The sequence below is a fragment of the Modicisalibacter sp. 'Wilcox' genome, assembly GCF_010993675.1.
Taxonomy (GTDB): domain Bacteria; phylum Pseudomonadota; class Gammaproteobacteria; order Pseudomonadales; family Halomonadaceae; genus Modicisalibacter; species Modicisalibacter tunisiensis.
In genome coordinates, this window is the sequence record NZ_WNXF01000001.1 from 381,625 (window position 1) to 407,302 (window position 25,678).

25 protein-coding genes and 1 tRNA gene are annotated in these 25,678 nt (G+C 68.9%); 16 read left to right on the plus strand and 10 right to left on the minus strand.

Annotation, left to right across the window (positions count from 1 at the left end):
• Positions 1-8 precede the first annotated feature (8 nt).
• Genes astD through G7A98_RS01675 form a run of 4 tightly spaced genes read right to left on the minus strand, consistent with a single transcriptional unit; the run spans position 9 to position 4,831 of the window.
• The gene (gene astD, locus G7A98_RS01660) at positions 9-1,478 is read right to left on the minus strand and encodes a succinylglutamate-semialdehyde dehydrogenase (protein ID WP_163647738.1); all 1,470 of its coding nucleotides are present in this window, start codon (positions 1,476-1,478) and stop codon (positions 9-11) included.
• 22 nt (positions 1,479-1,500) lie between these two features.
• Complete coding sequence (gene astA / locus G7A98_RS01665) at positions 1,501-2,520, minus strand: arginine N-succinyltransferase (protein WP_163647739.1); 1,020 nt, start codon at positions 2,518-2,520, stop codon at positions 1,501-1,503.
• Positions 2,520-3,584 (minus strand): arginine N-succinyltransferase, encoded by a 1,065-nt coding sequence (locus tag G7A98_RS01670; protein ID WP_163647740.1) that lies wholly within the window; start codon positions 3,582-3,584, stop codon positions 2,520-2,522. Before G7A98_RS01670 ends, astA begins: the two co-directional genes overlap by 1 nt.
• Before the next feature lie 32 nt (positions 3,585-3,616).
• Positions 3,617-4,831, minus strand: a complete 1,215-nt coding sequence (locus G7A98_RS01675) for an aspartate aminotransferase family protein (protein ID WP_163647741.1) — start codon at positions 4,829-4,831, stop codon at positions 3,617-3,619.
• A 263-nt stretch (positions 4,832-5,094) separates the two neighbouring features.
• Here G7A98_RS01675 and G7A98_RS01680 point away from each other — a divergent pair, with 263 nt between their 5' ends.
• Together G7A98_RS01680 and G7A98_RS01685 are read left to right on the plus strand one after the other, a co-directional pair.
• A complete protein-coding gene (locus G7A98_RS01680) occupies positions 5,095-5,889 on the plus strand; it encodes an SDR family oxidoreductase (RefSeq protein ID WP_163647742.1) in 795 nt (264 codons plus the stop codon).
• 110 nt (positions 5,890-5,999) lie between these two features.
• Complete coding sequence (locus G7A98_RS01685; RefSeq protein ID WP_163647743.1) at positions 6,000-6,617, plus strand: class I SAM-dependent methyltransferase; 618 nt, start codon at positions 6,000-6,002, stop codon at positions 6,615-6,617.
• Positions 6,618-6,717: 100 nt separating this feature from the next.
• On the opposite strand, the gene G7A98_RS01690 is transcribed toward G7A98_RS01685, so the two are convergent.
• Complete coding sequence (locus tag G7A98_RS01690; RefSeq protein WP_205596189.1) at positions 6,718-7,683, minus strand: GlxA family transcriptional regulator; 966 nt, start codon at positions 7,681-7,683, stop codon at positions 6,718-6,720.
• A 47-nt stretch (positions 7,684-7,730) separates the two neighbouring features.
• Positions 7,731-8,939 (minus strand): enoyl-ACP reductase FabV, encoded by a 1,209-nt coding sequence (fabV, locus tag G7A98_RS01695; protein ID WP_163647744.1) that lies wholly within the window; start codon positions 8,937-8,939, stop codon positions 7,731-7,733.
• A gap of 158 nt (positions 8,940-9,097) precedes the next feature.
• Here fabV and G7A98_RS01700 point away from each other — a divergent pair, with 158 nt between their 5' ends.
• The gene (locus G7A98_RS01700) at positions 9,098-9,490 is read left to right on the plus strand and encodes a hypothetical protein (RefSeq protein WP_163647745.1); all 393 of its coding nucleotides are present in this window, start codon (positions 9,098-9,100) and stop codon (positions 9,488-9,490) included.
• 13 nt (positions 9,491-9,503) lie between these two features.
• Here the strand turns inward: G7A98_RS01700 and G7A98_RS01705 are convergent, their stop codons facing one another.
• Entirely contained in the window at positions 9,504-9,998 is a 495-nt protein-coding gene (locus tag G7A98_RS01705) for a glutathione peroxidase (protein WP_163647746.1), read from the minus strand.
• Between the two features lie 195 nt (positions 9,999-10,193).
• Here G7A98_RS01705 and G7A98_RS01710 point away from each other — a divergent pair, with 195 nt between their 5' ends.
• Positions 10,194-11,840, plus strand: coding sequence for an acyl-CoA dehydrogenase family protein (locus tag G7A98_RS01710; protein ID WP_163647747.1), 1,647 nt, complete (start codon positions 10,194-10,196; stop codon positions 11,838-11,840).
• Positions 11,841-11,843: 3 nt separating this feature from the next.
• On the opposite strand, the gene G7A98_RS01715 is transcribed toward G7A98_RS01710, so the two are convergent.
• On the minus strand, positions 11,844-12,452 hold the full coding sequence (locus tag G7A98_RS01715) for a LysE family transporter (protein WP_163647748.1): 609 nt from the start codon (positions 12,450-12,452) through the stop codon (positions 11,844-11,846).
• Between the two features lie 516 nt (positions 12,453-12,968).
• A tRNA-Leu gene (locus G7A98_RS01720) sits at positions 12,969-13,055 on the minus strand.
• Positions 13,056-13,210: 155 nt separating this feature from the next.
• On the opposite strand from G7A98_RS01720, the gene queA reads away from it, so the two are divergent.
• From queA to secF, 5 genes are all read left to right on the plus strand, one after another.
• On the plus strand, positions 13,211-14,251 hold the full coding sequence (gene queA / locus G7A98_RS01725) for a tRNA preQ1(34) S-adenosylmethionine ribosyltransferase-isomerase QueA (protein WP_163647749.1): 1,041 nt from the start codon (positions 13,211-13,213) through the stop codon (positions 14,249-14,251).
• A 73-nt stretch (positions 14,252-14,324) separates the two neighbouring features.
• The gene (tgt, locus tag G7A98_RS01730; RefSeq protein ID WP_205596190.1) at positions 14,325-15,443 is read left to right on the plus strand and encodes a tRNA guanosine(34) transglycosylase Tgt; all 1,119 of its coding nucleotides are present in this window, start codon (positions 14,325-14,327) and stop codon (positions 15,441-15,443) included.
• 95 nt (positions 15,444-15,538) lie between these two features.
• On the plus strand, positions 15,539-15,874 hold the full coding sequence (gene yajC / locus G7A98_RS01735) for a preprotein translocase subunit YajC (protein ID WP_163647751.1): 336 nt from the start codon (positions 15,539-15,541) through the stop codon (positions 15,872-15,874).
• Positions 15,875-15,943: 69 nt separating this feature from the next.
• Positions 15,944-17,794, plus strand: a complete 1,851-nt coding sequence (secD, locus tag G7A98_RS01740; RefSeq protein ID WP_163647752.1) for a protein translocase subunit SecD — start codon at positions 15,944-15,946, stop codon at positions 17,792-17,794.
• 9 nt (positions 17,795-17,803) lie between these two features.
• Positions 17,804-18,727, plus strand: coding sequence for a protein translocase subunit SecF (gene secF / locus G7A98_RS01745; RefSeq protein ID WP_163647753.1), 924 nt, complete (start codon positions 17,804-17,806; stop codon positions 18,725-18,727).
• A gap of 150 nt (positions 18,728-18,877) precedes the next feature.
• On the opposite strand, the gene G7A98_RS01750 is transcribed toward secF, so the two are convergent.
• Positions 18,878-19,672: an inositol monophosphatase family protein gene (locus tag G7A98_RS01750; RefSeq protein WP_163647754.1), complete on the minus strand. Its 795-nt coding sequence runs from the start codon at positions 19,670-19,672 to the stop codon at positions 18,878-18,880.
• Positions 19,673-19,817: 145 nt separating this feature from the next.
• Between G7A98_RS01750 and G7A98_RS01755 the strand changes: the two genes are divergently transcribed.
• From G7A98_RS01755 to rlmN, 7 genes are all read left to right on the plus strand, one after another.
• Entirely contained in the window at positions 19,818-20,597 is a 780-nt protein-coding gene (locus G7A98_RS01755) for an RNA methyltransferase (protein WP_163647755.1), read from the plus strand.
• A gap of 100 nt (positions 20,598-20,697) precedes the next feature.
• On the plus strand, positions 20,698-21,573 hold the full coding sequence (gene cysE / locus G7A98_RS01760) for a serine O-acetyltransferase (protein ID WP_163647756.1): 876 nt from the start codon (positions 20,698-20,700) through the stop codon (positions 21,571-21,573).
• A 158-nt stretch (positions 21,574-21,731) separates the two neighbouring features.
• On the plus strand, positions 21,732-22,217 hold the full coding sequence (gene iscR / locus G7A98_RS01765) for a Fe-S cluster assembly transcriptional regulator IscR (RefSeq protein WP_163647757.1): 486 nt from the start codon (positions 21,732-21,734) through the stop codon (positions 22,215-22,217).
• A gap of 41 nt (positions 22,218-22,258) precedes the next feature.
• Positions 22,259-23,407, plus strand: a complete 1,149-nt coding sequence (locus G7A98_RS01770; RefSeq protein WP_163647758.1) for an aminotransferase class V-fold PLP-dependent enzyme — start codon at positions 22,259-22,261, stop codon at positions 23,405-23,407.
• Between the two features lie 40 nt (positions 23,408-23,447).
• Entirely contained in the window at positions 23,448-23,774 is a 327-nt protein-coding gene (locus tag G7A98_RS01775; RefSeq protein ID WP_163647759.1) for an iron-sulfur cluster assembly accessory protein, read from the plus strand.
• Positions 23,775-23,932: 158 nt separating this feature from the next.
• Positions 23,933-24,358 (plus strand): nucleoside-diphosphate kinase, encoded by a 426-nt coding sequence (ndk, locus tag G7A98_RS01780; protein ID WP_163647760.1) that lies wholly within the window; start codon positions 23,933-23,935, stop codon positions 24,356-24,358.
• A 79-nt stretch (positions 24,359-24,437) separates the two neighbouring features.
• Entirely contained in the window at positions 24,438-25,565 is a 1,128-nt protein-coding gene (gene rlmN, locus G7A98_RS01785; protein ID WP_163647761.1) for a 23S rRNA (adenine(2503)-C(2))-methyltransferase RlmN, read from the plus strand.
• Positions 25,566-25,678: the final 113 nt, after the last annotated feature.

Consider the following 25,678-nt stretch of genomic DNA (forward strand, 5'->3'; position numbering starts at 1 on the left):
GGCATCGCTCATAATGTCACCCCCGGCGGCAGGTTCTCGGGCAGCGCCAGCGACTCGCTTTCCATCGAGGCGACCGGATAGGCGCAGTAGTCGGCGGCGTAGTAGGCGCTCGGCCGATGGTTGCCGCTGTCGCCGATGCCGCCGAAGGGCGCGTCGCTGGAGGCGCCGGTGGTCTGGCGGTTCCAGTTGACGATGCCCGCGCGGATGCGCAGCAGGAAGTCGTCCCAGTCGGCCGTCTCGCCGCCGATCAGCCCGGCGGAAAGCCCGTAGCGGGTATCGTTGGCCAGGGTGATGGCCTCGTCCCAGTCGCGGTAGCGGTGCACCTTGAGCAGCGGGCCGAAGTGCTCCTCGTCGGGCACGTCGCAGCCGGTGACGTCGATCAGCCCGGGGCTGAGCAGGCTGGTGCCCTCGACCAGGCGACGCATCCGCGCCAGCACGGTGGCGCCGCGCGTCTCGAGATCGTCCTGGGCCGCGAGCAGCCCGTCGGCGGCGGCCACCGTGGCCAGCCCGCCGTAGAACGGCGCCGGTTCGCTGAACGGTGCGGCGACGCGAAGATCACCGATGGCCGCGACCAGCGCCTCGATCAGGCGGTCGCCGACGGCGCCCTCGGGCACCATCAGCCGCCGCGCGCAGGTGCAGCGCTGGCCGCCGGAGAGGAACGCCGACTGCAGAATGGTCAGCACCGCGGCGGCCTCGTCCGGCACGTCCTTGACCACCAGCGGGTTGTTGCCGCCCAATTCCAGGGCGAGGATCTTGTCGACCTGGCCGGCGAACTGCTTGTGCAGCAGCTTGCCGGTACGCGCGCTGCCGGTGAACAGCAGCCCGTCGATGTCGTCGGCCCCGGCCAGCGCCTGACCCACCGGCGCGCCGCCCTGCACCAGGTTGATCACGCCGTCGGGCAGCCCGGCAGCCTGCCAGCACTGCAGGGTCAGGTCGGCGGTGCGCGGAGTGATCTCGCTGGGCTTGAAGACCACGCTGTTGCCGGCCAGCAGCGCCGGGACCATGTGCCCGTTGGGCAGGTGGCCGGGGAAGTTGTAGGGGCCGAACACCGCCAGCACGCCGTGGGGGCGATGACGCAGCACCGCCGTGGTGCCGCCCGCATCGCGGCTGCGCTCGCCGGTGCGCTCGTGATGGGCGGTCACCGAGATCGCCACCTTGGCGATCATCGCGCCTACCTCGGTCCGCGCTTCCCACAGCGGCTTGCCGGTTTCCCGGGCGATGCTTTCGGCCAGGGGCTCGCGATGAGCCTCGAGCTGGTCGCGGAAGCGCTCGACCACCGCCAGCCGCGCCTCGAAGGTCTGGCGCGCCCAGCCGGGAAACGCCGTGCGGGCGGCGGCCACCGCCTCGCCCACCTGGGCGGCACTGGCGCTGACGCCCTGCCACAGGGCGTCGCCGGTGATCGGATCATGCTTGGTCAGCGTGTCGGCGGCGCCGTCGACCCAGGCGCCGCCGATGAAGAGTTGTTGTCGGGCTTGCATGAGGGACTCCCAGGTTTCGAGCTTAGGTTTCCAGAACCCGCAGGCTGTCGCCGGTGGTGACACCCAGGCGGCGGGCTTCCGTGTCGCTGAGGGTCAGGGTGCCGTCCGCGCCGGGCCCGCGACCCACCCAGGCGGCCCGGAAGTCGGCCATCTCGGTGGTCGCCACCAGCCAGGCGGGGCGCTCGGTGGCTTCCGGCTCGCTGCCGGCGACTTCCACCGGGCACAGCCGCGAATGGCGAACCGCGCGCACGTCATCGATGTAGGCCTCCACGGTGGGGCCGCCGTCGAAGATGTCGATGTAGCCCTCCCAGCGCAGGCCCTCCTTCTTGAGCATCTCCAGCGCGGGTCGGGTGTCGTCGTGGACGGCACCGATGCAGGCCCGCGCCTCCTCGGTGAGGAAGGGCGTGTAGATCGGGAACTTGGGCATCAGCTCGCCGATAAAGCTCTTTTGGCCTAATCCAGTCAGTCTGTCCGCTTCATTGAAGTCCATGGGGAAGAAGTGGCTGCCCAGACACTGCCAGAAGGGGCTGATGCCGTTGGCATCGAACTTGCCGCGCATCTCGGCGAGCACCTTGTCGGGAAAGCCGCTGCGGAACTGCGCCATGAACAGCCAGCGCGCCTTGGAGAGCAGCGCGCCGTTGCGGTGGCGACGATACTCCGGACGCAGGTAGAGCGAGGCCACCTCGGCGTCGCCGGTGTGGTCCGAGCTCAGAAACAGCGTGTCGATGGTGCGGTGCAGGTCGAGCTGCACCGACGAGTGCGCCAGCGTGCCCACCCGGTAGTGGTAGAACGGCACCTCGCGGCCCACCTGCGCCTCGATGGCGCAGCAGCCGGCCAGCTCGCCGCGCTCGTCGTCCTCGAGCACGAAGAAGTACAGCCGCTCCTCGGCCGGCACGCGTTCCTCGAAGGCCCGGGCGGCGGACTCGATCTTGCCGGCCAGGAAGTCGCGGTTGTCCGGCAGCGAGGTGAAGCCGACGCCGGTCTCGCGGGCGAGCCGCTGCAGGCCGTCGAGATCGCCGCGGGCGATGGGTCGAATGCGCATTACAGTTCCCCCTCGTCGAAGGCGTCATCGGCGTCCGGCAGGCCCAGCGGGGCGGCGAGCACCGCACGGCCCTCCTCCACGCCGAGCTCAGCGGCATGCTCGGGCGAGAGCATCAGCTGGCCGGTGGGCGACAGCGCATAGCGCGCCACCACGCAGCGGAAGCCCTCGAGCTTCTGGTTGGCGATCAGCGCCGGCTCGGCATCCGGCAGCGCCGTGGCCGGGCGGATGCGCACCGGATGCCAGGTGCTGTGGCGGAAGGTCGCCAGCCGCTCGCGCTCGGCCTTGATCACCGGGCCGGCGTCGAAGATGTCGACGTGCCGCGAGCGGGCGAAGCCCTCGGCGAGCATTTCCGCCAGCGCCGTCTCGTGGGCCGGGTGCTCGCGGCCGATCGCCGCCCGCGCCGCCGGGGTGAGCAGCGGCAGGTAAAGCGGGAACTGCGGCATCACCTCGGCGATGAAGCTCTTCGAGCGCACCCCGGCCAGGTGATTCATCTCCTGATAGCCGCGGGCGAAGAAGTGGCGGCCGACACTGTTCCAGAACGGCGACTCGCCGTCGGCATCCAGATAGCCGGGAAAGGCGATCGCCAGGAGTTCGGCGAAGCGCTCCGGGTACTGGGCGATGAACATCAGCCGCGAGCGGCGCAGCAGGCTCTCGGCGCTGGTGCCCTTGTAGCGCGGGTCCAGCGACAGCGCGCACAGCAGGCTGGCGTCCGAGACCTCGTGGGACAGCGACAGCGTCTGCACCTCGCGGCGCACGTTGAGCTGCTGCGAGGCGTGGATCAGCGTTTCCTGGCGATAGGTGTAGTACGCCTCGTGGGCGCCGGCATGGGCACGGATGGTGGCGGTCCCGGCGATCTCGCCGCGCTCGAGGTCCTCGAGCACGAAGGTGTAGCTCTCGTCGCCGGGAAAGTCGATCTCGCGGGCCAGCGAGCGCTGCGAGCGGGTGATGCGTTCCTCGAGGCGATCGCGATGCGCCGGCAGATTGGTCAGCCGCGGGGTGGCCGTCCCCGCCAGGCGCTCGAGGCCCGGCAGGTCGGCGGGCTTGGCAGGGCGCACGACCAGCATGGCGTTTCCTCCCGTGGTTGGCGCGTGACCGTTCATGCGGACGCGACGAAGCGGGCCAGGGCGCGGTCGAGACGCGCCATGCCCTCGTCGATGTCGGCCTCGGGAATCACCAGCGACGGCGCCATGCGCAGCACGTTGGGACCGGCGATCAGCGCCATCAGCCCTTCCTCGATGGCCAGCGGCAGGACGTCCTTGGCCCGCCCCTCGTACTCGGGCGCCATCGCCGCGCCGATCAGCAGCCCCATGCCGCGCACCTCGCCGAACACGCCGTACTTGGCGTTGAGCGCCTCGAGATGCTCGCGGAAGCGCTCGTGGCGACGCTGCACGCCCTCGAGTACCTCGGGGGTGTCGATGTGCTCGAGCGCGGCCAGCGCCACGGCGGAGGCCAGGGCGTTGCCGCCGTAGGTGGAGCCGTGGGTGCCCAGCGTGAAGACCCTGGCGACCTGTTCGGTGGTGAGCATCGCCCCTACCGGGAAGCCGCCACCCAGCGACTTGGCGCTGGTCAGGATGTCCGGGGTGACACCGTAGCGCATGTAGGCGAACAGCGTGCCCGGGCGGCCCATGCCCGACTGCACCTCGTCGAAGATCAGCAGTGCCTGGTGCTCGTCGCACAGCGCACGCAGGCCTTCGAGAAACGCCTGGGTGGCCGGCACGATGCCGCCCTCGCCCTGCATCGGCTCGACGATCACCGCGCAGGTGTCGGCGTCGATCAGCTCGCGCACGCTGTCGAGGTCGTTGAACTCGCCGTGGACGATGCCGCCCGGTACCGGCCCGAAGCCCTGCGAATACTTGGGCTGACCGCCGACGCTGACGGTGAAGAAGGTGCGGCCGTGGAACGACTGGCGGAACGAGACGATCTTGTGCTTGCGCTCGCCGTGGGTGTCGTGGGCCCAGCGCCGGGCCAGCTTGAGCGCGGCCTCGTTGGCCTCGCCGCCGGAAGAGCACAGGTAGACCTTGTCGGCGAAGGTGCGCTCGGTCAGCGCCCGCGCCAGCTTGAGCGCCGGCTCGTTGGTATAGACGTTGGACAGATGCCAGAGCCTGTCGGCCTGTTCCTTGAGCGCGTTGACCAGTACCGGATGGCAGTGCCCCAGCGAGTTCACCGCGATGCCACCGGCGAAGTCGATGTACTCGCGGCCCTGCTGATCCCACAGGCGACTGCCCTCGCCGCGCACGGGAATCACTTTCTGTGGGGCGTAGTTGGGCACCATGTAGCGATCGAAGTCGTCGCGGGTCGGGGTGTAGTCCATGTCGGTCTCCATCCGGTGGGTCTGGGGAAATGCGATGCAGTGATCGAGTCGATCCCTCGAGTATAAGGAGCGCAAGCCCCCGGGGCTTACAGCGATGGGACGGCGAATTATGAAAAGCGGCGAGAGGGTAATCGTCGAACAGGCCTTGAAGTCGCGCCCGGGCACCGCCACCTCTTTTAGCAGACTACACATTGGGATCGGCGCAGCGTCGCCGTCTTATCCGCACACGACAAGTTATCCGCACACGACAAGGAGTGTTTCGCATGCAGATCGACCTTTCCGGGAAGAGCGCCATCGTCACCGGCTCCACCGCCGGCATCGGCTTCGCCATCGCCCGGGGGCTCGCCGAGTCCGGCGCCGAGGTCACCGTCACCGGGCGCACCCAGGCCCGCGTCGACGCGGCGATCGAGACCATCAGGCAGGCCGTGCCGGGGGCGGCCGTATCGGGCGTGGCCGCCGACCTGGGCACCGCCGAGGGCTGCCGTGCGTTGATCGACGCTCGGCCGGAGACTGATATCCTGGTCAACAACGTGGGCATCTTCGGTCCGCAGGACTTCTTCGAGGTCGACGACGCCACCTGGCAACAGTTCTTCGACGTCAACGTGATGAGCGCGGTGCGCCTGTCGCGCCACTACGCGCAGGGCATGAAGGCCCGCGACTGGGGGCGCATCCAGTTCATCTCCAGCGAGTCGGGGCTCAACATCCCCAGCGAGATGGTCCACTACGGCATGACCAAGTCCGCCGTGCAGTCGATCTCGCGCGGGCTGGCCAAGGTGCTCAGCGGCACCCGGGTCACCGTCAACGCCATCCTGCCCGGGCCGACCCGCTCCGAGGGCGTGCTCGAGATGATCCGCCAGGCCGCCGAGGAACAGGGCGTGTCGCAGGAAGAAATGGAGGAACGCTTCATCCGCGAGAACCGTCCCTCCTCGATCATCCAGCGCCTGGCCACCCCCGAGGAGGTCGCCAACCTGTGCGTCTATGCGGCCTCCGAACAGGCCAGCGCCACCACCGGGGCGGCCCTGCGCGTCGAGGGCGGCATCGTCGATACCATGGCCTGACACCCGTGCCCGACGCCGCCCGATGACCTCCGTCATCGGGCGGTCTTTCCTGACCGACGCTCCCGGCGCATGATGGACTACCCAGCCTGGCTTCCCGGGAGACCCCGCCCATGATCGATTCCACCACCTGGAACCGCTGGCGCTATGCCTGCTATGCCCCGGTCTACGACGTCGTCGCCGACCGGGCCTTTCGCCGGGCCCGGCGCCGTGCGCTCGAGGCGGTGGACTGGGCCGGCGGCCAGCGGGTGCTGATCGTCGGTTGCGGCACCGGGCTCGACCTGCCCTGGCTGCCCCGCGACATCGAGCTGCACGGCTGCGACCTCACCCCGGCGATGGTGCGGCGCTTTCGTGCCCGGGCCGAGACCCTGGGCTTCGACGGCCAGGCCGGGGTGATGGACGCCGCGGCGCTGAGCTACCCGGACGGCTACTTCGACGTGGTGGTGATGCACCTGATCCTGGCGGTGATGCCGCACCCGGAGCGCGGGCTGGCGGAGGCGCACCGGGTGCTCGCCGACGACGGCCAGCTGTGCGTGATGGACAAGTTCCAGCCGGACAGCCATCCCGCCGGCCCGGGACGGCGCGCGCTCAACCTCGTCACCCGTGTCATCGCCACCGACATCACCCGTCAGGCGGGGCCGCTGCTGGAGGGCGCCGGGTTCGTCGTCGAGCGCGACGAGCCGGTGATGATGGGCTCGCTGTTCCGCGCCCTGCTGGCGCACAAGGCATGACGGGGCCAAGGCTATCGCAAGTCAAGCCAGGGGCTGGTCCGTGGACAACGCCCCTTGCCAGAGCCCCAACTGCGATTGTCTTGATGACGAGGCGGCGCCGTCAGGTCAGCCGCTCCTCGCGGGGCGTCATGCCGAAGTGGTTGCGGTAGGCGGTGGAGAAGTGGGCGCCGGAGGAGAAGCCGGTCTGCAGGGCGATGTCGCCCACCGCCTGGTCGGTCTCGCGCAGCAGCTTGCGCGCGCGCTGCAGGCGCAGGTCCAGGTAGTAGCGGCTGGGCACCGCCTGCAGGTACTTCTTGAACAGCCGCTCGAGCTGGCGCCGCGAGATGCCCAGATGCTCGGCCAGCTCATGGGTGGTCAGCGGCTCCTCGATGTTGGACTCCATCAGCGCCACGGCGTCGACCAGGCTCTGCGGGGCGTGGCCGAGCCGGGTGCGCAGCGGCACATGCTGGGGCTCGTCGCCCATGCGGATGCGCTCGCAGACGAAGTGCTCGGAGATGCGCTCGGCGAGCCGCTGGCCGTGATGCTGGCCGATCAGGGTCATCATCATGTCCATCGCCGCGGTACCGCCGCCGCAGCTCAGACGGTCGCGATCGATCTCGAACAGCTGATGGCCGACCCGCACCGCCGGATGCGCCCGGGCGAAGGCTTCCAGATTCTGCCAGGGCAGCGTGGCACGGTAACCGTCGAGCACCCCGGCCCGGGCCAGTACCTCGGTGCCCCCGGCGACACCGCCCAGCGCCACGCCGCGCCCGGCCAGGCGCGTCAGCCAGGCCTCGAGCGCCGGGTGCGCGCCGACGCCCTGGGAGGGCGCACAGACCAGCAGCAGGTCCAGCGCCCCGGCATCGCTGCCGGCCACGCTGTTCGGCGACAGCGCCAGCTCCGCGGCGCTTTTCACCGCACGGCCGTCCAGGCTGAAGATCAGCGGCGTGTAGAGACGTTCGCCGGCCAGCCGGTTGGCCACGTGCAGCGGCTCCAGCGCGCAGGCCTGGGCGAGCAGCGAGAACCCCGGCAGCAGCACGAAGCCGACCTGCCGGGGTGTCGAGGCGACCGGGCTATCGTGCAGCATCGCCGCCCTCGCCGTCCCGGCTGCCGGCATGCCTCACCGGCAGGCGCTCAGGGCTGCACGACATCGAAGTCGACCACCGGGTCGACGTCGGCGTCATAGTCCACGTCATCGCGCTCGAAGCCGAACAGCTTGAGGAACTCGTGCTTGTAGCCGGCGTAGTCGGTGATCTCGAACAGGTTGTCGGTGGTCACCGTCGGCCACAGGTCCTTGCAGGCCTGCTGGACATCGTCGCGCAGCTCCCAGTCGTCGAGACGCAGCCGGCCGGCCTCGTCGGTGGCGGGCGCCTCGTCGGCGTAGAGCCGGTCGCGGAACAGCCGGTTGAGCTGATCGATGGTGCCCTCGTGCAGGCCCTGCTCCTTCATCACCCGGTAGACCATGGCGATGTACAGCGGCATCACCGGGATCGCCGCGCTGGCCTGGGTGACCACCGACTTGAGCACCGCGACGTTGGCGCCACCTCCCGTCTCGCCAAGGCGCTTGTCGATCTCGCCGGCGGCACGGTCGAGATCCTCCTTGGCCTTGCCCAGGGCCCCGTGCCAGTAGATCGGCCAGGTGATCTCGGTGCCGATGTAGCTGAAGGCCACGCTGCGCGCACCGTCGGCCAGCACGCCGGCCCTGTCGAGCGCGTCGATCCACAGTTCCCAGTCCTCGCCGCCCATCACCGCGATGGTGTCGTCGATTTCCTGCTGGGTGGCCGGTTCGACCTCCGCCTCGATGATGGCGTCCTTGTTGGTGTCGATGGCGGTGGCGCGGTAGGTCTCGCCGATCGGCTTGAGCGCGGAGCGCTTCACCTCGCCGCTGTCGGGCAGCTTGCGCACCGGCGAGGCCAGCGAGTAGATCACCAGGTCGACCTCGCCGAGGTCCTCCTTGATCATCTCGATGGCCTTCTCGCGGGTCTCGTGGGCGAAGGCGTCGCCGTTGATCGCGCGGCTGTAGAGCCCCTCTTCCTTGGCGTAGCGGTCGAAGGCGGCGGCGTTGTACCAGCCGGCGGTGCCGGGCTTCCTCTCGGTGCCGGGCTTCTCGAAGAACACGCCCAGGGTACTGGCGCCGTAGCCGAAGGCCGCGGTGATGCGCGCCGCCAGGCCGTAACCGCTGGACGCGCCGATGACCAGCACCTTCTTCGGCCAGGCGTCGCCGGTGCCGCGCGCGCCGATCGCCCGGCGGGTCGCCTGGATCTGCTCGAGCACGTTCATCGCGCAGCCGGTGGGATGGGTGGTGGTGCAGATGAAACCGCGAACCTTGGGTTTGATGATCACGTCAGACCTCGGCGTTGCTGGAGCTTGCGGGGCACTCCCCGGACCGGGAAGCGACTGATGCGGGTATTCTAGCGATTTGCCGGAGACCTGTCCGCCCTGCCCCGCCGTCCGCCACTGTGTGACAATGACGCTCCGTTTCGCATCGCGAGGAGGATGGCGTGAAGGACGCCCAGACCCTGGTCGACGAGCGCGGCGAGCTGTGGCTGGCCCTGGCACCGCTGTGGCGCGAGCACGAGCCCCGCGAGACCGAATACGCACGCATGGTCGCGGTGATCGAGCGTCACGACCTGACGCTCGAGCAGCTGGAGTGGATCTTTCGCCTGGAACTGGCTCCGGTGCTGACCCGCCAGCAGATGTCCGTGGCCGGCGACGACACCCTGGACGATCATCAGCTGCTGCGCCGGCTGGTCGCCCACAACCGCCGCCTGTTCGGCTGGCGCAAGGGCTTCTGGGCGCTGTTCTCGGGGATGATGACCATGCTCGCCCGCCCGCGCTGGAACACCCTGATCGAACGCCTGCTGGTGGCCAGCGGCCAGACGCCGCCGGACTGACGGATAGGACGGTTCAGGCCGAGAACGGCGTCTCCAGGGCCCGCTCCAGCTCCGGCACGATGCGCGCCATCCGGTCGCGGGGCGAGAAGCGGCGGATCACCTGGCCATCGCGACCGACCAGGAACTTGGTGAAGTTCCACTTGATCGGCGTGCTGCCCAGCACCCCGGGCGCCTGGCGACGCAGCATCACGAACAGCGGGTGCGCCCCGGGGCCGTTGACCCGAACCTTCTCCATCACCGGAAAGGTGACGCCGTACTCGCGCTCGCAGAAGGCACCGAAGGCCCGTGCCGTTTCCGGCGACTGGCGCGCGAACTGGTTGCAGGGGAAGGCCAGCACCGTGAAGCCCTGGTCGCGATAGCGCCGGTAGAGACGCTCGAGCTCGCCGAGCTGCGGGGTGAAGCCGCAGCGGCTGGCGACATTGACCACCAGCAGCACCTGCCCGCGCAGCGCCCGGAGATTGAAGGGCTCGCCACTCTGGGTACGACAATCCTGGCTGTAGATCTGCATGGTCCACGTCTTTGCTGTCGCTGAACGCTAGACGATGCCACGATCGCCCTGCCCCTGTCATCGCTGCGCCATCAAGGAACAGGCATCGAATGGCAGCACGGCCGTGGCCCCAGGAGGAACGTCGATTGACCCGCTGCCCGCCCCGGCCCATGCTCAGTCCATCGGCCGTTTTCCGTGCGCCCGTGGAGTCCCGCCATGACCGATCGCGCCCCGCGCCGCCAGCTCGCCACCCACCGGGTGGACAACCAGCCTCCGCCCCCCGGCGACCGCGATCTGTTCGCTCTCGACCGTCCGCTTCAGGATACCCTGGCCCGCGAGGCGCCAGACTGGGTCGCCCGCCGCCTGCGTCCGCTGGGCGCGGCCGTGGGCAGCCGCGCGGTCCAGGCGCTCGGCGAGGAGGCCAACCGCCACCCGCCGGAGCTTCGGCCGTTCGACCGCTACGGCCGGCGTCTCGACGAGGTCCGCTACCATCCCGCCTATCACCAGCTCATGCACCTGGCCTTCGACAACGGCTGGCACGCCGTGGCCTGGGAAGAGGAGGGCCGCGGCGGTCATCAGGCGCACGTCGCCGCGCTCTACCTGCTGACCCAGGCCGAGCCCGGGTTCTGCTGCCCGGTGACCATGACCCACGCCGCCACGCCGGCGCTGCGCCAGGCGCCTCGCGTGCACGACGAATGGCAGGCCCGGCTGCTGGCCTGGGACTATGACGAGCGCGCCGTGCCCGCCCGGGAAAAGCCCGCCGCGACCCTGGGCATGGCGATGACCGAGAAGCAGGGCGGCAGCGATGTGCGCGCCAACTCGACCCGCGCCCGAGTCGTCGGCGACGGCTACCGCCTGACCGGCCACAAGTGGTTCTGCAGCGCGCCGATGTCCGACGCCTTCCTGACCCTGGCCCTCACCGAGGCGGGGCTGGGCTGCTTCCTGGTCCCGCGCTTCACCCCCGACGGCGAACGCAATGCCATCGAGCTCCAGCGCCTCAAGGACAAGTGCGGCAATCGCGCCAATGCCTCGGCGGAGATCGAGTACCGCGACGCCTGGGCCGAACCGATCGGCGAGCCGGGTCGCGGCATCGCCACCATTCTCGAGATGGTCCAGCAGACCCGGCTGGACGCCGCCACCGCGCCCGTGGGCATGATGCGCCAGGCGCTCGTCGAGGCCTGGGACCATGTGCGCCAGCGTCAGGCCTTCGGCAAGCCCCTCGCCGAACAGCCGCTGATGCGCCGGGTGGTGGCCGACCTGGCGCTGGAAACCGAGGCCGGCCTGGCGCTGGTGCTGCGCGCCGCCCGCGCCTTCGACAGCCCCGACGACGAGCGCGAAAGGCTGCTCGCCCGCCTGCTGCCGACGCTGGGCAAGTACTGGCACAACAAGCGGGCCCCGGGCTTCATGGCCGAAGCCATGGAGTGCCTGGGCGGCATCGGTTACGTCGAGGAATCGCCGCTGGCGCGGCTCTACCGGGAGGCTCCGGTCAACTCGATCTGGGAGGGCTCGGGCAACGTGATCTGCCTGGACGTGCTCCGGGTGCTGCAGCGTCACCCGGCCTGCATCGAGGTCCTGCGCGACGAGCTCGCCGCCGCACGCGGCCTGTCGGCCGACTATGACCGGGCCGTGGCCGCCCTGGTGGCGACCCTGGGCCGGCCCGCCGAGGCGCTCGAGGCCGAGGCCCGCTGGCTGACCCAGCGCCTCGCCCAGTGCATTCAGGCGTCGCTGCTGCTGCGGCATGCGCCCAACGAGGTCGCCGAGACCTTCTGCCGCAGCCGGCTCGGCGAGGCGGTCAGCCCGGCCTATGGCGTGCTGCCGCTCGATGCCCCGCTCGACACTCTACTGGCCCGCATCGAGTCGTGAGCCTCAGCCGATCAGCACGCGCAGCGCCAGCGCCAGCAGCAGCACGCCGGTCAGGCGGTTGATCCAGTGGGCACGCGCCTGCAGCCAGGGCAGCACCGCCGAGTGCGACAGCGCAACCGCCACCAGCACGTACCAGAGACCATCGATCAAGGCGGCCGTGGCCACGATCAGCGCCTTGCCGGCGATGCTCATGTCGGGGCTGACGAACTGGCTCAGCAGGGCCACGAAGAACAGGATCAGCTTGGGGTTGCCGAGCGCGACCAGCACCCCGTCGCGGGCCGCCTGCAGCGGATCGGTGACCGCCGCCTGCGCCTCGAGTGCGCCGCCCCGCCCGGCCTGCAGCGCCTTGATGCCCAGCCATGCCAGGTAGGCGGCGCCGCCCCAGGTGATGAGGCGAAACAGCACCGGCTCCTGACTGACCACCGCCCCCAGTCCCCAGACGGTCAGCAGGGCATACAGGCCCACGCCCAGGGCATGGCTGAGCCCCGCGACGACGCCCGGCGTGCGTCCGCCGCCCAGGGTATGACGCAGTACCATGGCCAGGCTGGGCCCCGGCGACATGGCCCCCATGGCACAGACCGCCGCCAGGGACAGCCAGAGTGTCAACGGCATGATTCTCTCCTCGGCTCACAGGAGCCTCGATCATACTGCCTGGCGCGTACCGGCGTCAGCCGATCAGGGGGCGAGCAGAGCCGGGCATGGCTCTTCCGGTGCCGTTTGCGGACATAAAAAAACCGGCGCCCGAAGGCGCCGGTCAAATTACAGGGATGCTGGGATGCAGCAGGCTCGATTCTACGGAGTGAACGGCATTGTCAATGCGCCGAATTGGCGAAGTTTATCGATGTTAATTATGGTAAAAGCCCAATGAAAAGGGCCTTGAGATTCAATAAGTAACAATCAAATCTCACGAAAGCCTCGAAGACAAGAACAGGAAAAACGGAAACACCAGGAATGCTATTCCTGCCGCTTTCTCGCCGAGCAAGGAAGAGAGTGGCAGGCACCGCAACCGCCGCAACCCAGGCCGGAATACGCACCACCGACTGGCAAGAGCCGTGGACATTTTGTGGACACTGAGGGGAAATACAGAGAAACCAAGCCAAGGAAGGAACCGCTAAGTGCTTGATTTCATGGTGCCGGTGGTCGGACTCGAACCGACACGCTATCGCTAGCGGCGGATTTTGAATCCGCTGCGTCTACCAATTCCGCCACACCGGCAGCGGGGCAGAATTATACGGGTCCTCCCCGCCGCGTCAATGACGGGACTGACTTCGCGGCGCGTCTCGACTATCATGTTGCGCCGTTTCATTCATGCGCCGCCGCTTCGGCGACGCCCCGTGACTCCCGATTACCGGCCTTCGTGGCGAGCTTTCATGCAGCGTTCCGACTTTCATTTCGACCTCCCCGAGGACCTGATCGCCCGTTATCCCAGCGAGCAGCGCAGCGACTGCCGGCTGCTGTGCGTCGACGCCGAGTCGCAGACCCTCGCGCACCGTCGCTTTCCGGACCTGCTGACCCTGCTGGCGCCGGGCGACGTGGTGGTGTTCAACGACACCCGGGTCATCCCCGCGCGACTCCATGGCCACAAGACCAGCGGCGGGCGCGTGGAGATGCTGCTCGAGCGCCCGCTGGACGCCCAGCGCGGCCTGGCCCATCTGCGTGCCAGCAAGTCGCCGAAGCCGGGCACCGAGCTGATCTTCGAGGGCGGCATCCACGCCGTGGTCGAGGGGCGCCGCGATGCACTGTTCGAGCTGCGCTTCCTCGGCGATACCCCGCTGATCGAGCTGCTCGAGCGCCACGGCCACATGCCGTTGCCGCCCTACATCACCCGCGAGGACGAGCTGTCCGACCGGGAGCGCTACCAGACCGTCTACGCGCGGCGCCACGGCGCCGTCGCCGCGCCCACCGCCGGGCTGCACTTCGACGAGCCGCTGCTGGCCGCCATGCACGAGCGCGGCATCGAGACCGCCTTCGTCACCCTGCACGTCGGCGCCGGCACCTTCCAGCCGGTACGGGTCGATGACATCCGCGAGCACCACATGCACAGCGAATGGCTCGAGGTCGACGAGCGGGTCTGCGCACAGGTCAACGCCGCCCGCGCACGCGGCAATCGGGTGATCGCCGTGGGCACCACCAGCGTGCGCTGCCTGGAGACCGCCGCGGAAGGCCGCGAGGACGGCACCCTCGCCCCCTATCGCGGCGAGACCGACATCTTCATCTATCCCGGCTATCGCTGGCGCTGCGTCGACGCCCTGGTCACCAACTTCCACCTGCCGGAATCGACGCTGGTGATGCTGGTCAGCGCCTTCGCCGGCCACGAGCTGACCCTGCGCGCCTACCGGGAGGCGGTGGCCGAGCGCTATCGTTTCTTCAGTTATGGCGATGCCATGTTCCTGACCCGCAAGGCGCCCTGACACGCCGTCCCGAGCGATGACCGCCTTCGCGGCACCCAGCATTTTCGAGAGCCCCATGCGTAACGACTGCTTCATGAGCTTCGAGCACCTGGCCAGCGACGGGCGCGCCCGCCGCGGCCGGCTGACCTTCCCCCGCGGCACGGTGGAAACTCCCGCCTTCATGCCGGTGGGCACCTATGGCACCGTCAAGGGCATGACGCCCGAGTCGGTCAAGGCGATCGGCGCCGAGATCATCCTCGGCAACACCTTCCATCTGTGGCTGCGCCCGGGCATGGAGGTGATCGAGGCCCACGGCGACCTGCACGACTTCGCCCAGTGGGACAAGCCGATCCTCACCGACTCCGGCGGCTTCCAGGTGTTCTCGCTGGGGGCGATGCGCAAGATCACCGAGGAGGGCGTGCACTTCCGCTCACCGGTGGACGGCGCCCGGGTGTTCATGGGGCCCGAGGAGTCGATGGCCGTGCAGCGCTCGCTGGGCTCGGACATCGTGATGATCTTCGACGAGTGCACGCCCTACCCGGCCACCGAGACGGAGGCCCGGCTGTCGATGGAGCGCTCGCTGCGCTGGGCCGAACGCTCGCGGGCGGCCCACGGCAGCTCGCCCTCGGCGCTGTTCGGCATCGTCCAGGGCGGCATGTACCCGGAACTGCGCGAGCGCTCGCTCAAGGGCCTGGTCGACATCGGCTTCGACGGCCTGGCCATCGGCGGGCTGTCGGTGGGCGAGCCCAAGGAGGAGATGCTCCGCGTGCTCGACTACCTGCCGCCCTGGATGCCGGCGGACAAGCCGCGCTACCTGATGGGCGTGGGCAAGCCGGAGGACCTGGTGGAGGGCGTGCGCCGCGGCGTCGACATGTTCGACTGCGTGATGCCCACCCGCAACGCCCGCAACGGCCACCTGTTCACCGCCGAGGGCACGGTCAAGATCCGCAACGCCAAACACCGCCACGATACCCGACCGCTCGAGGAAGGCTGCGACTGCTACACCTGCCGGCACTTCTCGCGCAGCTACCTGCACCACCTGGATCGCTGCGGCGAAATGCTCGGCTCGATGCTCAACACCATCCACAATCTGCGCTATTACCAGCGTGTAATGGCCGGTTTGCGCGGTGCTATCGAAGCGGGTACATTGGCTGACTTCGTGGCCGCGTTCTACGCGCGCCGGGGCCTGCCGGTTCCCGACGCACCGCACTGACGCGCGCCGCGGAACCCTTTTTCCGGCCGGGGCCCGCGCGTCCCGGCCCCGCTTTGGCAAGAGCCTTTTCGCAACCTTCCGGGAGACACTGACCCATGCTGGATTTCTTCATCTCACAGGCGCACGCCCAGGGCGGCGGCGGTGCGGCTGCGGGCGGCGGCATCGCCCAGATCGCTCTGCTGGTCGGCTTCGTGCTGATCTTCTACTTCCTGCTGTGGCGCCCCCAGTCCAAGCGCGCCAAGGAACACAAGAAGCTGATCAGCAACCTGGCCAACGGCGACGAGATCGTCATCGGCGGGGGCCTGGTCGGCCGGGTCACCAAGGTGCATGAAGAGTTCCTCACCATGGAGATCGCCGAAGGCACCGAGGTCAACGTGCAGAAGAACGCCGTCGCGGCGGTGCTGCCCAAGGGCACCCTGAAGTCCCTCTAACCCGCCTCCCGCTGCCGGTCATCACGCCGGCAGCGCTCTTTTCGCGTCAGCAACAAGGACAGGGCTTCCATGCTCAACCGTTACCCCCTGTGGAAGTATCTGCTGATACTGTTCGTGATCGTCGTCGGGTTGATCTATGCACTACCCAACCTTTACCCCGAAGACCCCGCCGTTCAGATCAGCAGTGCCCGTGGCGATGCCACCCTGGACGACGGCCAGCTCGAGCGCATCCGCAACGCCCTCGGCAAGGCCGACATCCCCATCGAGCGCATCGACACCCAGCCCAACGGCGCCCTGATTCGCCTCGCCAGCGGCGATGACCAGCTCAAGGCCCGCCAGATCGTCGCCGGCCAGGTCAACGACGACTACACGGTGGCGCTCAACCTGGCCGAATCGACCCCCGCCTGGCTCGAGAGCCTCGGCGCCTCGCCGATGAACCTGGGTCTCGACCTGCGCGGCGGCGTGCACTTCGCCCTCGAGGTCGACATGGACGCCGCCATCGAACAGCGCCTGCAGGTCAACGCCAGCGCGATCCGCGAGGCCCTGCGCGACGCGCGCATCCGCTACCGCGATACCCAGATCGATGGCCGGACGCTGTCCTTCACGTTCGCCAGTGCCGAGGATCGCGCCAAGGCCCGCGACGTCATCAGTCGCCAGTTCCCCGACTTCCAGTACGCCGACCAGGCCGCCGAACGCGGCGCCACCCTGGCGATGACCCTGACGCCGAAGAAGGTCCAGGAGATTCAGGACTACGCGGTGGAGCAGAACCTCACCACGCTGCGCAACCGTGTCAACGAGCTGGGCGTGGCCGAGCCGCTGGTGCAGCGCCAGGGCCCCAACCGCATCGTCGTCGAACTCCCCGGCGTGCAGGATACCGCCGCCGCCAAGCGCGTGGTGGGCGCCACCGCCAACCTGGAGTTCCGCCTCGCCGCGCGTCCCGACACCCCCGACTCGCAGACCGAGACGCTGCCGTTCCGCAACGATCAGCAGCGCACCGCGCGGCTGATGCGTGACGTGATCATCACCGGCGAGAACGTCTCCAGCGCCAGCGTCGGGTTCGACCAGAACGGCCGCCCGCAGGTCAACATCAACCTCGACGGCACCGGCGGCACGCTGATGAACCGGGCCACCCGTTCCAACATCGGCCGCTCGATGGCGGTGGTCTACATCGACAACAAGACCCGCACCCGCACGGTGATGGAGAACGGCAAGGCGGTCGAGAAGCGCGACAACTACACCGAGCGCGGCATCATCAGCCTGGCCACCATCCAGAGCGCGCTGGGCAACCGCTTCCGCATCACCGGACTGGACTCGCCCACCGAGGCCAAGGAGCTCGCCCTGCTGCTGCGTTCCGGCTCGCTGGCCGCGCCGATCTACTTCGTCGCCGAACGCACCATCGGGCCGAGCCTGGGGGCCAAGAACATCGAGCGCGGCATCCACTCGGTGGAGATCGGCATGCTGCTGGTCGTGGCCTTCATGCTGATCCGCTACCGCGCCTTCGGGCTGGTCGCCAACCTCGCGCTGGGCATCAACCTGGTGCTGCTGGTCGCCGCCCTGTCGCTGCTCGGCGCGACCCTGACCCTGCCGGGCATCGCCGGTATCGTGCTGACGCTGGGCATGGCGGTGGACGCCAACGTGCTGATCTACGAGCGCATCCGCGAGGAACTGCGGGCGAAGATGCCGATCCAGCAGGCGATCCACGCCGGCTACGAGCGCGCCTTCACCTCGATCTTCGACGGCAACATCACCACCCTGCTGGTGGCCGTGATCCTGTTCTCGATCGGCACCGGTCCGGTCAAGGGCTTTGCCGTGACGCTGTCGCTGGGGATCCTGACCTCGATGTTCACCGCGATCATGGTGTCGCGCGCGATCGTCAATCTCACCATCGGCGGCAAGCCGGTGAAGAAACTCTGGATCTGAGAGGTGGGCATGAACGCTTTCATCAATCGCCGGCTCGACTTCATGGGCAAGCGCCGCCTCGCGTTTTTCGTCTCGGGGGCGATGCTGCTGGTGTCGATCGTCTCGCTGCTGTTCCAGCAGCTCAACCTGGGGCTGGACTTCACCGGCGGCACCCTCGTCGAGGTGCGCTACGCCGCCGCGCCGGCCCTGGAGGCCGTGCGCCAGACCCTGGAAGGCGCCGGCTTCACCAACGTCTCGGTGCAGACCTTCGGCGCGCCCACCGATGTGCTGGTGCGCCTGCAGCAGGCCTTCGACCCCAACGTCGGCGCCCAGGTGACGGACGTGCTGCGCCAGGGCGGTGCCAGCGTCGACCTGATCCGTGCCGAGTTCGTCGGCGCCCAGGTGGGCGGTCAGCTGCGCGACCAGAGCGGCCTGGGCATGCTGGTGGCGCTGGGCGTGGTGATGCTCTACGTCGCCCTGCGCTTCCAGTACAAGTTCTCGCTGGGCGCCCTGCTGGCGCTGATCCACGACGTGATCATCGTGCTCGGCGTGTTCTCGCTGTTCCAGCTCGACTTCGACCTCACCGTGCTGGCGGCGGTGCTGGCGGTGATCGGTTACTCGCTCAACGACACCATCATCGTCTACGACCGCATCCGCGAGAACATCCGCAAGTCGCGCACCGACCACATGCCGACGATCTTCAACGAGGCGATCAACCAGACGCTGTCGCGCACCCTGGCCACCTCCGGCACCACCCTGCTGGTGCTGCTGGCCCTGCTGCTGCTCGGCGGCGACATGATCCACAACTTCGCGCTGGCGCTGATCGTCGGCGTCGGGGTGGGGACCTACTCCTCGGTGTATGTCGCCTCGGCGCTGCTGATCGCCGTCAAGCTTCAGCGCGAGGACCTGATCCCGGCGAAGAAGGAAAACGCCGAGGCCGACGAGCTGCCCTGACCGTTCGACCCTCGACGTCCGCACGACACCCCGCCTCGGCGGGGTGTCGTCGTTTCAGGGGCCGAACGGCCGTGTCCCCGGGTCGTCCTGCAGACATGAAAAAGCCCCGCCTCGCGAACGCGAGTCGGGGCTCTTCAGCAGACGGCGGGCTTACATGTGCGGCTTGAGGCCCTGCACCAGCGCCTTGTAGAGACGCGGCCCGGCCGCCATCAGGTTGGCTTCCGGCGCCACGCCGGGCGAGCCGTCGGGGCCGCCGATCAGCGCGCCGGCTTCCTTGAGCAGCAGCGTGCCGACCAGGCTGTCCTGCTCCTCGAGGCCCAGCACGAAGACCGCATCGGCACGGCCGGCGGCCACGTCGGCCATGTCGAGCAGCGCGCAGCCCGAGGCGGTCAGCGACTCGACCCGCGGGGCGAGCTGCTGGATCAGGGTCTGGTAGGTGGGCAGATGGCGCGGACGCAGCCAAGTCTCCGGCAGCCCCATCGCCAGGCGCATGCCGTCGATGCCGTGGGTCTTGCCGACGCGGATGCGCTTGCCGTTGTACTGCGCCCCGCGGCCGCGGCTGACCAGGTACTCGTCGTCGCTGAACGGGCAGATCACCACCGCATGTTCGGGGCGCCCCTTGACGAGACACACCAGCGACAGGGCGAACTGCACGCTGCCCACGCCGAGATTGGTGTAGCCGTGGAAGGGCTCGATCTTCCAGACCGTGTCCCGACCCTCGCCTTCCCCGTCGCGGTGCGGCGTATAGCGGCCGGCGATCCCGTGCTGCGGGTAGCCGCGGGACAATTGACGGACAATCAGCGTTTCGGCGTTGCGGGCGGTATCTTCCAGGAGGCGGTCGAGACCGCGGTCGTCGCGGGCGACATCGATGCGCTCGCGGATACGGACGAATTGCTCGGCGGCGCTGCGTGCGGCACGCAGCGCGAACTGGACCATCGGATGCATGATCGGGCCTTGAGGGTCGGTAACTGTTAAAGAACGTCGCGCATGCTAGCAGACCCGGCTCCGCGAGGGAATCGCGATGCGTCCCGGCCCGGCGGCTGACATGGTAGACTGGCGCCCCTTTTCATTGCCGCGACGTTGTCTTGCCATGCCTCAACCCGCCTTTTCCCTCGACCAGCTGCGCATCGTGCTGATCGGCACCAGCCACCCCGGCAACATCGGTGCCGTGTGCCGGGCGATGAAGAACATGGGACTCGGCGACCTGGCGCTGGTCGCGCCGCGCTGCGAGATCCAGACCAGCGACTCGATCGCCCGCGCCTCGGGGGCCGATGCCCTGCTGATCGGCGCCAGCCGTCACGAGACGCTGGATGCCGCGGTGGCCGACGCCACCCTGGTGGTGGGTGCCAGCGCCCGCTCGCGCACCCTGCCCTGGCCGATGATCACGCCCCGGGCGCTGGGCGAATCATTGCCCGCCGAACTGGCCGACCCGCAAGGCCGGGTGGCGCTGGTGTTCGGCCGCGAGGACAGCGGGCTGACCAATGCCGAGCTGCAGCACTGCCACCGTCATGTGCACATCCCCACCAACCCTGACTTCAGCTCGCTGAACCTCGCCGCCGCCGTGCAGGTGGTGGCCTACGAGTGCCGCCTGGCCTGGCTGGCCGCCGCCGAGCCCACCGAGGCCGGCAGCGAGGCCGCCCCGTTCGGCATCGACTGGGATCACCCGCCGGCCAGCCACGACGATCTCGAGCGCTACTTCGCGCATCTCGAGCGGGTACTGACCGACACCGGCTTCCACGACCCGCAGCGGCCCCGCCAGCTGATGGCCCGGCTGCGTCGGCTCTACCTGCGTGCCCGGCCGGACACCCAGGAGATCAGCATCCTGCGTGGCATCCTCAGCGCCGTCGAGAAACGCATCGCCGGGCGCTGAGACGGCGCCTTGCAGGGGGCGCCGAGCGCCCCAATAATGAGTGACCAACCCGTTCGCGGCCGGCCCGTGCGCCGACCGACAGCCCAACAAGGAAGGCTTCATGTTTGGTCGTCTGCGTGAAGACATCAACAGCGTGTTCGACCGCGACCCCGCGGCACGCAACTTTCTCGAGGTCCTGACCAACTACCCGGGGCTGCACGCCCTGCTCGCCCACCGCCTGAGCCACCGGCTGTGGGGCCACAACCTCAAGTGGCTGGCGCGGACCATCTCGACCCTGGCGCGCTGGCTGACCGGCATCGAGATCCACCCCGGGGCGACCATCGGCCGGCGCTTCTTCATCGACCACGGCATGGGCGTGGTGATCGGCGAGACCGCCGAGGTCGGCGACGACGTGACGCTCTATCAGGGCGTCACCCTGGGCGGCACCAGCTGGAACAAGGGCAAGCGCCACCCGACCCTGGGCGACGGCGTGATCGTCGGCGCCGGCGCCAAGATCCTGGGGCCGTTCCGGGTCGGTGCCGGCGCCAAGATCGGCTCCAACGCGGTGATCACCAAGGAGGTCCCGGACGGCGCCACGGTGGTGGGCATTCCCGGCAAGATCGTCAAGCGCGCCGAGCCCGACACCGAGGAGGCCCCGACCTTCGATCCCGAACGCCGCGAGGCGATCCGCCAGAAGTTCGGCTTCGATGCCTACGGCGTGAGCCAGGACATGCCCGACCCGGTGGCCCGCTCCATGCAGGCAATGCTCGACCACATGCACGCCGTGGACCAGCGTATCGAGCGCATGTGCACCACGCTGCGCAAGCTCGACACCGGCTACCGCGAAGGCCGCCTGCCCGAGCTGCGCGACGAGGACTTCGCCGAGATCCTCGCCGATGTCGACAGCTGCTGCGGTCCCGACCCCCGCGCCGAACGGCAAGCCGAACGGCGGACCGAACGCCAGGATACCCGGCGCGACGCCGGCGACGAGGACTGAGCCGCATCACGACGGTACGCCGCCGGGCCGGGCGGCGCTATTGTTGACCGCTTTACTGGGTTTTCTCATAATGGAGCGATGATTCCACCGGCGGCCGCGCGCTTCAGCCCGCTCCGGCGCAGCGCGGCCCTGCGACCGATGCCCGACCCGACTCGCTTATGCGCCTGACCACCAAAGGACGTTACGCCGTCACCGCGATGCTCGATCTCGCCCTGCACGGCGACCAGGGGCCGATCAGCCTCGCCGACATCTCGCAGCGCCAGGCGATCTCGCTGTCCTATCTCGAGCAGCTGTTCGCCCGCCTGCGCCGCGCCCGGCTGGTCAAGAGCGTGCGCGGGCCGGGCGGCGGCTACCTGCTGGCCGCCGCCCCGGACACGATGTCGGTCGCGCGGGTGATCGACGCCGTCGACGAGTCGGTGGACGCCACGCGATGCCAGGGGCTGTCGGACTGCCAGCAGGGCCATACCTGCCTGACGCATCACCTGTGGTGCGAGCTGTCGGAGGAGATTCACGGCTTCCTCGACGGCATCAGCCTGGGCGACCTGGTGCGGCGCAACGAGGTCCGCGGCATCGCCGAACGCCAGCGCGGCAACGCCGGAAACAAAAGCAGCACCGACAACACCATCGTCACCTCGTCACCCTGAGACCGGCCAGGACCGCCGGCCTCGCTGTCACGCAGAGAGCCATGAACGCACCGATCTACCTGGACTACGCCGCCACCACGCCGGTCGACCCCCGCGTCGCCGAGGTCATGGCGCGCCACCTGACCCTGGACGGAATCTTCGCCAACCCGGCCTCGCGCAGCCACATGCCCGGCTGGCAGGCCGAGCAGGTCGTGGAGGGCGCCCGCCGCCAGGTCGCCGACCTGATCGGTGCCGACCCGCGCGAGATCGTCTGGACTTCCGGCGCCACCGAGGCCGACAACCTGGCGCTGATCGGCTTCATGCGCGCCAACCGCGCCCGGGGCGGGCACCTGATCACCTCCACCATCGAGCACAAGGCGGTCATCGACACCGCCCGTGCCCTGGAGGCCGAGGGCTTCGAGGTCACCTGGCTCGAGCCCGGCCACGACGGCCGCATCGCCCCCGCCCACCTGGCCGCGGCGATGCGCGACGACACCGTGCTGGTGTCGCTGATGGCGGTCAACAACGAGCTCGGCAGCATCAACGACCTTGCCGCGCTGTCGGCGGTGGTGCATGCCCGCGACGCGGTCTTCCATGTCGACGCCGCCCAGGCGGTGGGCCGGATTCCCCTCGACGTCATCGACCTGGGCATCGACCTGATGTCGCTGTCCGGCCACAAGGTCTACGGCCCCAAGGGCGTCGGCGCCCTCTACGTCAAGCGCAGCCCGGACATCCGCCTCGAGGCGCTGATCCACGGCGGCGGCCACGAACGCGGCATGCGCTCCGGCACCCTGCCCACCCACCAGATCGCCGGCATGGGCGAGGCCTTCGCCCTGGCCGAGCGCGAGGGCGAGGCCGATCAGGCGCGCATCGCCGCGCTGGCCGAACGCTTCCTCGCCGGGCTCGACGATCTCGAGGGCATCCACCGCAATACCGATGTCACCGTGGCCGTGCCCAACATCGTCAACCTGTCCTTCGACGGCGTCGACGGCGAGTCGCTGCTCATGGCGCTGCGCGGCATCGCGGTGTCCACCGGCTCGGCCTGCAACTCGGCGAGCGTCGAGCCCTCCTATGTCCTGCGGGGCATCGGTGTGCCCCGCTCGCGCGCCCTGACGGCGCTGCGCTTCAGTTTCGGGCGCTTCACCACCGAGGCGGAGATCGATGCGGCCGTCGCCGAGATCCGTCATGCCATCACCACCTTGCGCGGTTGACGCCGATTCGGCCGCCGCTACGCAGTCAGGAGGAATTTCCATGGCGCACCTTTCGATCACCCCCGCCGCCGCCGACCAGATCCGTCACGTGCTCGGCGAGCGCGGCCACGGCCTGGGGCTGCGCGTGAGCGTCAAGCCCAGCGGCTGCTCCGGCTACAGCTACGTGCTGGACTTCGCCGACCAGGCGGTCGCCGACGACGTGCCCTTCGAGGCCCACGGCGCCACGGTCTACGTGGCTCCCGACGCCCTGGAGATGCTCGACGGCAGCGAGGTCGACTACGTCAACGAGGGGCTCAACCGCTATTTCCGCTTCAACAACCCCAACGTCAAGGACCAGTGCGGCTGCGGCGAAAGCTTCAGCGTGTGAGCCCGCGCGGCCCGCGGGGTGTCAAGACCCCGCCCGAGCCGCTATAATCAGGCGCTTTTCCGCCCGGCCGCCCGCCGCGGCCGAACCGCGACCCTGCGCGCCGCCACGACAGCGGCGCGCAGCCGTATCCAAGCACTCGATTCCACGGAGAACCCTGCATGGCAACTCAGCGCACGCTGTCCATCATCAAGCCCGACGCCGTTTCCAAGAACGTCATCGGCGAGATCATCAGCCGCTTCGAAAAGGCCGGCCTCAAGGTCGTCGCCGCCAAGATGCTGCACCTGTCCAGGGAGCAGGCCGAGGGCTTCTACGCCGAGCACAAGGAGCGCGGCTTCTTCGGTGAACTGGTCGGCTTCATGACCTCCGGCCCGGTCGTCGTTCAGGTGCTCGAGGGCGAGGACGCCATCGCCAAGAACCGCGACCTGATGGGTGCCACCAACCCGCAGGAAGCCGCGCCGGGCACCATCCGCGCCGACTACGCCCAGTCCATCGACGCCAACGCCGTGCACGGTTCCGACTCGCCGGAATCCGCCGAGCGCGAAGTGGCCTTCTTCTTCAGCGCCGACGAAATCTGCCCGCGCTGAAGCTTGAGCGGGAGCCGCACGGCTCCCGCCCGCCACGCCGGGCCGTGCCTGACCGCCCTCCGACCATCGGTTGACCATCATGACCGCCACCCCCCATACCCCCCGTACCAACCTGCTCGGCCTGTCCCGAGAGCAGATGGAAGCCTTCTTCGTCTCGATCGGCGAGAAGAAGTTTCGCGCCAGCCAGGTGATGAAGTGGATCCATCACGAAGGCTGTGACGATTTCGAGGCCATGACCAACCTCTCCAAGGCCCTGCGTGCGCGCCTGGCCGAGGTGGCCGAGATCCGCGGCCCCGGCGTGGTCTACGAAGGCACGTCGAGCGACGGCACGCGCAAGTGGGTGCTCGAGGTCGAGGACGGCAGCTACGTCGAGACCGTGCTGATCCCCTCCGAGAACGGCAACCGCCGCACGCTCTGCGTGTCGTCGCAGGTGGGCTGCTCGCTGGACTGCAGCTTCTGCTCCACCGGCAAGCAGGGCTTCCAGCGCAACCTCACCGCCGCCGAGATCATCGGCCAGGTGTGGGTCGCCAGCCGCAGTGCGGGCCCGCGTCGCGACACCGCCAACCGTCCGGTCACCAACGTGGTGATGATGGGCATGGGCGAGCCGCTGCTCAACTACGACAACGTCGTGCCGGCGATGAAGCTGATGCTCGACGACAACGGCTACGGGCTGTCCAAGCGTCGCGTGACGCTGTCGACCTCCGGCGTGGTGCCGATGATCGACAAGCTCGGCGACGAGATCGACGTGAGCCTGGCGATCTCGCTGCACGCGCCCAACGACGCCCTGCGCAACGAGCTGGTGCCGCTCAACCGCAAGTACGACATCCGCACCCTGCTCGACGCCTGCCAGCGCTACCTGGCCAAGTGCGACGACACGCGCCTGATCACCATCGAGTACACGCTGATCAAGGACGTCAACGACCAGCGCGAGCACGCCGACCAGCTCGCCGCGCTGCTCGACGAGCTGCCGTGCAAGATCAACCTGATCCCGTTCAACCCGTTCCCGCACTCGGGCTACGAGAAGCCCTCGCGCAACCAGACCATGCGCTTTCAGCAGTGGCTCTACGAACTGGGCTACACGGCGCCGATCCGCAGCACCCGCGGCGACGACATCGATGCCGCCTGCGGCCAGCTGGTCGGGCGGGTCAAGGACCGCACGCGGCGCCACGAACGCTACATCCAGTCGATCCAGCTGGATGCCGACTGACCCGGCGGCGACCTTGACTTCAACCGGTCACGGCGCTTTTATGAGTACGCCTTTTCATGGCGGGTCGGCCCAGCATCGTCACCCCCTATACCTTTGATTCGACGAGGGTTCGT

Coding starts and splice junctions, on each gene's coding strand:
- astD (WP_163647738.1), bottom strand. CDS start 1,478: ATGCAAGCCCGACAACAACTCTTCATCGGCGGCGCCTGGGTCGACGGC.
- astA (WP_163647739.1), bottom strand. CDS start 2,520: ATGCGCATTCGACCCATCGCCCGCGGCGATCTCGACGGCCTGCAGCGG.
- G7A98_RS01670 (WP_163647740.1), bottom strand. CDS start 3,584: ATGCTGGTCGTGCGCCCTGCCAAGCCCGCCGACCTGCCGGGCCTCGAG.
- G7A98_RS01675 (WP_163647741.1), bottom strand. CDS start 4,831: ATGGACTACACCCCGACCCGCGACGACTTCGATCGCTACATGGTGCCC.
- G7A98_RS01680 (WP_163647742.1), top strand. CDS start 5,095: ATGCAGATCGACCTTTCCGGGAAGAGCGCCATCGTCACCGGCTCCACC.
- G7A98_RS01685 (WP_163647743.1), top strand. CDS start 6,000: ATGATCGATTCCACCACCTGGAACCGCTGGCGCTATGCCTGCTATGCC.
- G7A98_RS01690 (WP_205596189.1), bottom strand. CDS start 7,683: ATGCTGCACGATAGCCCGGTCGCCTCGACACCCCGGCAGGTCGGCTTC.
- G7A98_RS01705 (WP_163647746.1), bottom strand. CDS start 9,998: ATGCAGATCTACAGCCAGGATTGTCGTACCCAGAGTGGCGAGCCCTTC.
- G7A98_RS01710 (WP_163647747.1), top strand. CDS start 10,194: ATGACCGATCGCGCCCCGCGCCGCCAGCTCGCCACCCACCGGGTGGAC.
- G7A98_RS01715 (WP_163647748.1), bottom strand. CDS start 12,452: ATGCCGTTGACACTCTGGCTGTCCCTGGCGGCGGTCTGTGCCATGGGG.
- queA (WP_163647749.1), top strand. CDS start 13,211: ATGCAGCGTTCCGACTTTCATTTCGACCTCCCCGAGGACCTGATCGCC.
- tgt (WP_205596190.1), top strand. CDS start 14,325: ATGAGCTTCGAGCACCTGGCCAGCGACGGGCGCGCCCGCCGCGGCCGG.
- yajC (WP_163647751.1), top strand. CDS start 15,539: ATGCTGGATTTCTTCATCTCACAGGCGCACGCCCAGGGCGGCGGCGGT.
- secD (WP_163647752.1), top strand. CDS start 15,944: ATGCTCAACCGTTACCCCCTGTGGAAGTATCTGCTGATACTGTTCGTG.
- secF (WP_163647753.1), top strand. CDS start 17,804: ATGAACGCTTTCATCAATCGCCGGCTCGACTTCATGGGCAAGCGCCGC.
- G7A98_RS01750 (WP_163647754.1), bottom strand. CDS start 19,672: ATGCATCCGATGGTCCAGTTCGCGCTGCGTGCCGCACGCAGCGCCGCC.
- G7A98_RS01755 (WP_163647755.1), top strand. CDS start 19,818: ATGCCTCAACCCGCCTTTTCCCTCGACCAGCTGCGCATCGTGCTGATC.
- cysE (WP_163647756.1), top strand. CDS start 20,698: ATGTTTGGTCGTCTGCGTGAAGACATCAACAGCGTGTTCGACCGCGAC.
- iscR (WP_163647757.1), top strand. CDS start 21,732: ATGCGCCTGACCACCAAAGGACGTTACGCCGTCACCGCGATGCTCGAT.
- G7A98_RS01770 (WP_163647758.1), top strand. CDS start 22,259: ATGAACGCACCGATCTACCTGGACTACGCCGCCACCACGCCGGTCGAC.
- G7A98_RS01775 (WP_163647759.1), top strand. CDS start 23,448: ATGGCGCACCTTTCGATCACCCCCGCCGCCGCCGACCAGATCCGTCAC.
- ndk (WP_163647760.1), top strand. CDS start 23,933: ATGGCAACTCAGCGCACGCTGTCCATCATCAAGCCCGACGCCGTTTCC.
- rlmN (WP_163647761.1), top strand. CDS start 24,438: ATGACCGCCACCCCCCATACCCCCCGTACCAACCTGCTCGGCCTGTCC.